Origin of the sequence: Sneathia sp. DSM 16631, from assembly GCF_014892235.1 — a bacterium.
Lineage (GTDB): Bacteria > Fusobacteriota > Fusobacteriia > Fusobacteriales > Leptotrichiaceae > Sneathia > Sneathia vaginalis.
On sequence record NZ_JADBHL010000024.1, the window covers coordinates 1 to 4,811 of the forward strand.

Annotated in this window: 3 rRNA genes; all 3 read right to left on the bottom strand. The window is 45.3% G+C overall.

Annotated elements, in window-relative coordinates:
- Positions 1 to 2 precede the first annotated feature (2 nt).
- The 3 genes from rrf to IMK15_RS06135 all read right to left on the bottom strand — a co-directional run bounded on the left by rrf (position 3) and on the right by IMK15_RS06135 (position 4,698).
- Positions 3 to 109 (bottom strand): 5S ribosomal RNA (rrf, locus tag IMK15_RS06125).
- 50 nt (positions 110 to 159) lie between these two features.
- Positions 160 to 3,072, bottom strand: a 23S ribosomal RNA gene (locus IMK15_RS06130).
- A gap of 113 nt (positions 3,073 to 3,185) precedes the next feature.
- Positions 3,186 to 4,698, bottom strand: a 16S ribosomal RNA gene (locus IMK15_RS06135).
- Together the 16S, 23S and 5S rRNA genes form the textbook arrangement of a ribosomal RNA operon.
- Positions 4,699 to 4,811: the final 113 nt, after the last annotated feature.

The following is a 4,811-nucleotide window of genomic DNA, read 5'->3' on the forward strand; positions in this document are numbered from 1 at the left end:
AAACTTGGCAGTTACCAATCTTCCCCATTACTGAGTATTGTAGGCGTTTACAGGCTTAACTTCTAGGTTCGGTATGTTTCTAGGTGTACCTCTGTAGCTTACCACCAAGCTTTCTTAGGACAATTAGAAATAAATAGTAGTAGTAAAAAAGAATTTTTTCCTGTAAAGCTTTCGGATTATTAGTACTGGTCTGCTGAATATATCTCTATACTTACACACCCAGCCTATCTACCATATGTTCTCTATGGATCCTAATAGAATATTCATCTCAAAGTGGGCTTCTCACTTAGATGCTTTCAGCGATTATCCCTTCCAAACGTGACTACCCAGCCATGCATCTGGCGATACAACTGGTACATCAGAGGTTTGTCCATCCCGGTCCTCTCGTACTAAGGACAGATCTTTTCAATATTCTTACGCCTGCAGTGGATAGGGACCGAACTGTCTCACGACGTTCTGAACCCAGCTCGCGTGCCTCTTTAATGGGCGAACAGCCCAACCCTTGGGACCTTCTACAGCCCCAGGATGAGACGAGCCGACATCGAGGTGCCAAACACTTCCGTCGATATGGACTCTTGGGAAGTATCAGCCTGTTATCCCCGGGGTAGCTTTTATCCGTTGAGCGATGGCCTTTCCATTCAGTACCACCGGATCACTAAGTCCTACTTTCGTACCTGCTCGACCCGTCAGTCTCGCAGTCAAGCTCCCTTCTGCCTTTACACTCTTCGGTTGATTTCCATCCAACCTGAGGGAACCTTTGAACACCTCCGTTACTCTTTTGGAGGTGACCGCCCCAGTCAAACTGCCCATCTAACACTGTCTTACTTTCATAATTAGAATTTCAACAATCTATGGTTGGTATTCCACCAGTGACTCCTTACATACTTGCGTACATATATCTTCGTCTCCCAACTATCCTATACACACATTGCCAAAACCCAATGTCAAACTACAGTTAAGCTCCACGGGGTCTTTCCGTCCTACTGCAGGTAAGCGGTATCTTCACCGCTATTACAACTTCACCAGGCCTCCAGCCAAGACAGCTCCCAAATCATTGCACCATTCGTGCAGGTCAGAACTTACCTGACAAGGAATTTCGCTACCTTAGGACCGTTATAGTTACGGCCGCCGTTCACTGGGGCTTCAATTCGAGACTCTCATCCCTCCTCTTAACCTTCCAGCACTGGGCAGGTGTCAGCCCATATACGTCGCCTTTCGGCTTAGCATAGACCTGTGTTTTTGGTAAACAGTTGCTTGGGACTCTTCACTGCGGCCTATTTTAGCTTAAAGTTTTTCTCTTCTCACCTAATAGGCACCCCTTCTCCCGAAGTTACGGGGCTATTTTGCAGAGTTCCTTAGCTAGAGTTAGCCTGTCGGCCTCGGGTTTCTCACCCTGTCCACCTGTGTCGGTTTGCAGTACGGGCACTTATTCTCCTTGGTAGAAGTTTTTCTCGGCAGTGTAGGATTTGCGACTTATACACGTTACATGTACTTACTCATCAGTCATCATGTTTAGATATACGGTTTTGCCTATATATCCACACTTCCTCCTTAAAATGGCATCCGTTAGCCATCTCGCATACCTTCCTGCGTCACTCCATTCCTTCAAACGTTAAATAAGTGGTATAGGAATATTAACCTATTTTCCATTCGCCTTAGCATCTCTGCCATAGCTTAGGTCCCGACTCACCCATGGTTGACAAACATTGCCATGGAATCCTTGGACTTCCGGCCAGAAGGATTCTCACCTTCTTTCTCGCTACTCATTCCTGCATTCTCACTTCTGATACCTCCAGATCGTCTTTCAACTCTCCTTCTACGGCCTACAGAACGCTCTCCTACCAACATACCTATCGGTATATTACAAAGCTTCGGTTTATGTCTTAGCCCCGTTAAATCTTCGGCGCAGATACTCTCGACCAGTGAGCTATTACGCACTCTTTAAAGGTTTGGCTGCTTCTAAGCCAACCTCCTGGTTGTTTAGGAATATCCACCTCCTTTCCCACTTAGACATAATTGGGGACCTTAGCTGTTGTTCTGGGTTCTTTCCCTCTCGTCCACGGACCTTGTCATCCATAGACTCACTCCTAATTATTAATATATGGTATTCGTAGTTTGCTTGACTTCAGTAAGCTATATGCCCCCTAGGTCATACAGTGCTCTACCCCCACATATCTTCTATTAAGGCTGCACCTAAATGCATTTCGGAGAGAACGAGCTATCTCCTAGTTCGATTGGCTTTTCACCCCTAGACCTATCTCATCTCCCAACATTTCAACGGCGGTGAGTTCAGTCCTCCACTGGGTCTTACCCCAGCTTCAACTTGGACAGGCCTAGATCACTAGGTTTCGCGTCTATAACATACGACTATCGCCCTCTTAAGACTCGGTTTCCCTTCGGCTCCGCTTCCTTAACCTCGCCATATATCATAACTCGCAGGATGATTAACCAAAATCCACGCAGTCACATATTTCTATGCTCCTACCGCTTGTAAGCATACGGTTTCAAATTCTATTTCACTCCCTTACTCAGGGTTCTTTTCACCTTTCCCTCACGGTACTCTGCACTATCGGTTAGTAAAAGTATTTAGCCTTATGAGATATGGTCCTCACTGATTCACACCAAATTCCTCGTGCTTGATGCTACTCGGGTAATATTCGTAACTCGTATATTGTTCGTTCTACAGGACTATCACCTTCTTTGGTTTAGCTTTCCAACTAATTCCTCTTCTTTTATACTCGCTACTGATATATAGAGTTCTATCTGAATATCCCCTCTACCCCATAATAGAAACGTCCTCCAACTTTTACTCTACTATGGTTTAGGCTCTTTCCCGTTCGCTCGCCGCTACTTGGAAAATCGTTTTTACTTTCTTTTCCTCCTGTTACTTAGATGTTTCAGTTCACAGGCTTACCTTCTTCACGTATATTCTCCTAATATACAGGTTTCCCCATTCGGATATCTCGGGATCTCTGATTATGTGCATCTCCCCCAAGCTTTTCGCAGCTTATCACGTCCTTCTTCGGCTTTTACTACCTAGGCATCCTCCGTACGCCCTTATTTAGCTTCTCATTCTAACTCTTTTTTTAAGTTGTAATTCTTTTTTACCTACTATTCATTTCTCATTGTCCTAATTTCTAACATGAAAGTTAGCAAACAAGTGTTACTTGTCTTTTTCTCCTTAGAAAGGAGGTGATCCATCCGCACCTTCCGGTACGGATACCTTGTTACGACTTCACCCCAATCACTATCCACACCTTCAGTACCTCCCTCCTTACGGTTAGGCCGGTAATTTCAGGTGCAAACAACTCTCGTGGTGTGACGGGCGGTGTGTACAAGGCCCGAGAACGTATTCACCGTGACATTGCTGATTCACGATTACTAGTGATTCCAACTTCATGAAGTCGAGTTGCAGACTTCAATCCGAACTAAGAATAGCTTTTTAAGTTTCGCCATGTATCGCTACAAAGCTTCTCTTTGTACTACCCATTGTAGCACGTGTGTAGCCCAGATCATAAGGGGCATGATGACTTGACGTCATCCCCACCTTCCTCCTACTCTTCGTAGGCAGTTTCATTAGAGTCCCCAACTTAATGATGGCAACTAATGATAGGGGTTTCGCTCGTTGCGGGACTTAACCCAACATCTCACAACACGAGCTGTCGACAGCCATGCACCACCTGTCTCTCGGTTCCCGAAGGCACAAGTATACTTCTATACTCTCCCGAGGATGTCAAGATCTGGTAAGGTTCCTCGCGTTGCGTCGAATTAAACCACATGCTCCACCACTTGTGCGGGCCCCCGTCAATTCCTTTGAGTTTCATTCTTGCGAACGTACTCCCCAGGCGGATCACTTATCGCTTTTGCTTCGGCACAGAGACTTCGCATCCCCACACCCAGTGATCATCGTTTACAGCTAGGACTACCAGGGTATCTAATCCTGTTTGCTCCCCTAGCTTTCGCACTTCAGCGTCAGTTTCTGTCCAGTGAGTTATCTTCATCATCGGCATTCCTACACATATCTACGAATTTCACCTCTACTCGTGTAGTTCCACCCACCTTTCCAGTACTCTAGTTCAACAGTTTTGTAGGCAAGCCTATGGTTGAGCCACAGGTTTTCACCTTCAACTTGTCTTACCGCCTAGATGCCCTTTAAGCCCAATAATTCCGGATAACGCTCGCAACATACGTATTACCGCGGCTGCTGGCACGTATTTAGCCGTTGCTTCTTCTGTAGGTACCGTCATTTTTTTCTTCCCTACTAAAAGTGTTTTACAGTCCTAAAACCTTCTTCACACACACAGAATTGCTGGATCAGAGTTCCCTCCATTGTCCAATATTCCCCACTGCTGCCTCCCGTAGGAGTAAGGGCCGTATCTCAGTCCCCTTGTGGCCGTCCACCCTCTCAGGCCGGCTACCTATCATCGCCTTGGTAAGCTCTTACCTTACCAACTAGCTAATAGGACGCAAAGCTCTCCTTTAGTGCCGTAGCTTTCATTTGCATATCATGCGATATACTAACTTATCCAGTATTATCAGAAGTTTCCCTCTGTTATCCCAGTCTAAAGGGCAAGTTCTTTACGCGTTACTCACCCGTCCGCCATGAGTCCATTTAGCAAGCTAAACTTCCTCATAGACTTGCATGTGTTAAGCATTCTGTCAGCGTTTATCCTGAGCCAGGATCAAACTCTTCATTCTTTATCTTTTTTCTTCTTGTATTCACCTTTTGTCTTTTTCTTAACATCTTGTTTGCTATTTTTTTCTTCCATTGTCCTTGTCTTTATTGACAATCACTATATTACCAAATTTAA